Below are 1,564 nucleotides of genomic sequence, written 5' to 3' on the forward strand. Positions count from 1 at the left end.
GTAGGTGTTTAGCGGAACAGTCGAGTCGAAATCGTAGCTCTCAGGGAAGAGCAGGACGAACAGCCGCTAATCGTGCTTTCCGGGCCTGACGGATCGCCGGGGTCGAACGACCCGGCGATCCGTTCTGCGGGTCGGACAATCCTTCCCCAGCGAGATCTCGCGCTTCTCGCTGAGAACGCGTTTCTTCGCCAGCAAAACGCTGCCCAGAGCGAGCGAATCGAAGAGCTCGAAAATCGTCTCAAGAAGTACGAAAACGCCCATACTCCCTCCAGCAAACAGGGCGGTGCTGGACAGTCGCCACAGGACGACGATTCCGAGCAAAACGACGAGAACGACGAAGCTGGCGGCGACTCCGACGCCGCCAGCGACTCTTCATCCGGACCTGGACGTAATCCCGGCCACGAAGGAACGACCCGGCCACCACCCGACCCGGACAGGACCGTCCGGGTCGGGGAGGCGTACTGTCCCGATTGCGACCGCGTTCTCACCGATCCCGATGAGTACGTCTCCCGCGCCATCGTCGATATTCCGCTTCCCATTCCGACCGAGGTCACGAAATACCAGCTCGGAAAGCAGGAGTGCTCCTGTGGCAACGAAGTCGTTGCCGAACACCCTGACTGCCCGGAGACTGGGCGGTTTGGGCCACGCTTGCTGGCCCAAACCGCTCTCCTCCGCTATCACGGCCGGCTTCCGCACCGGAAACAGGCTGAAATGTTCGACTGGCAGCTCGACCATCCGGTTTCACCGGGAACGATCTACAACATGACTGAGCGGGTCGCAGACCGGCTGCGACCCGCGTACGAGGACGTTCGAGCCAGCATCCGTGACAGCGACGTCATCTACTGCGACGAAACCGGCTTTCCGGTCGACGGCGATCAGCACTGGGTCTGGACGTTCGTGACCGACGAGGACGTCTTCTACACCATCGACGAGAGTCGCGGGAGCCAGGTACTGGAGGACGTCCTCGGCGACGAACTCGCCGAGGACGCCACTTTGAGTTGTGACGGCTGGTCGGCGTATCCGAGCTATCACGGGAAGCTCCAGCGGTGTTGGGCGCATCTGCTCCGAGAGGCGAAGTACGTTGCTAAGCGTCACGAAGAGGCCGAACCGGTCTCGGAGGTGCTGCACGACCTCCACGAGGATTTGACCGCATTCGACGAAGAAGACCCGCCTGCCTCCGCTCGTGAGCGGAGGCGGGCGCAGGCCTCGCTGTGTCTGGAGGAATTGATCAGAGCGGACTACGAGGCCGAGGAAGTGACGCAGTTAGCCGAGAAGATCAGGAACGGGTTGGGAAGCTGGCTGACGTTCGTCACGGAGCCGGATGTTGATTCGACGAACAACCGCGCAGAGCGCGCTCTACGTGAGCAAGTAGTGATGCGGAAGATGTTCGGCGGACTCCGGTCGGAAACCGGAGTCCGCATCCACGAAACGCTCTCGACGATGGTAGCGACGTGGGAACGACAGGGACTCGATCCGCCGGACCAACTGATGTCGATACTCGGAGGAAAGGAACCAGAATCACGTGCAGAGGCATCTACGAACGGACTGCGCTAAACACATACGA

At 61.2% G+C, this 1,564-nt stretch carries 1 protein-coding gene; it reads left to right on the forward strand.

The window, feature by feature from the left end; all coding sequences use genetic code 11:
• The first annotated feature begins 72 nt into the window (after positions 1-72).
• Positions 73-1,554: an IS66 family transposase gene (gene tnpC, locus ACQUQO_RS18145; protein ID WP_435080047.1), complete on the forward strand. Its 1,482-nt coding sequence runs from the start codon at positions 73-75 to the stop codon at positions 1,552-1,554.
• Positions 1,555-1,564 lie beyond the last annotated feature (10 nt).

Source organism: Halococcus sp. AFM35 (assembly GCF_051195015.1).
Classification (GTDB): domain Archaea; phylum Halobacteriota; class Halobacteria; order Halobacteriales; family Halococcaceae; genus Halococcus.